Source organism: Bartonella sp. CE47NXGY, from assembly GCF_042195415.1.
In the GTDB taxonomy this organism is placed as follows: domain Bacteria; phylum Pseudomonadota; class Alphaproteobacteria; order Rhizobiales; family Rhizobiaceae; genus Bartonella.
On sequence record NZ_JBHIOI010000284.1, the window covers coordinates 1 to 562 of the forward strand.

At 37.5% G+C, this 562-nt stretch carries 1 protein-coding gene; it reads right to left on the reverse strand.

The annotated features are described in order from the left end of the window. Positions 1-88: 88 nt before the first annotated feature. Positions 89-529, reverse strand: coding sequence for a hypothetical protein (locus tag ACFIL3_RS11125; protein ID WP_375612653.1), 441 nt, complete (start codon positions 527-529; stop codon positions 89-91). Positions 530-562: the final 33 nt, after the last annotated feature.

Genomic DNA, 562 nt, shown 5'->3' on the forward strand with positions numbered 1-562 from the left:
AAAAGCCGTGTCTTAAAGGACGCGGCTTTTTTTTATTCTATCTTTTAGACGCCACAGCCGCTTTAATCAATTCCTCTACAGTCTTTATCTATCTACAAAAGGATATTAAACCTGTAGAAATCTCTTTTCTTCCTGTAACCCATGCCCCCAAAATAAGTTGCGTATCTCCAAAAACACGCGCCCTGCCACCAATAATTGCCTTTCCATAAGCACGTACATTACCGTAAACCTTCGCAAACCCATTAACACACGCCTCATCACAAATTATTGCATTTTCAAAAACCTTCGCATGCCCCCAAACCATAGCAGCATTATAAACCTTGGCATCATCACCAACCCAGCAATTGCCATCATGTGATAAGTTGTATTCACTTTCAATAAAGCCCCCTAAATCTCCTTTTTTAACACTTCCAAAACTTCTTAAAGCTTTAATGCGATAAAGTGTTCTAACTCTACCATAGAGATGGTCTTTAACTTCTGTAGTTTCATTAGTAAGTTCATATTTTTTGGATACAGTTTTAGTGGTCATAGGTAGCTCCCTAATCTAATATTCAAACAAATT

Coding starts and splice junctions, on each gene's coding strand:
- ACFIL3_RS11125 (WP_375612653.1), bottom strand. CDS start 529: ATGACCACTAAAACTGTATCCAAAAAATATGAACTTACTAATGAAACT.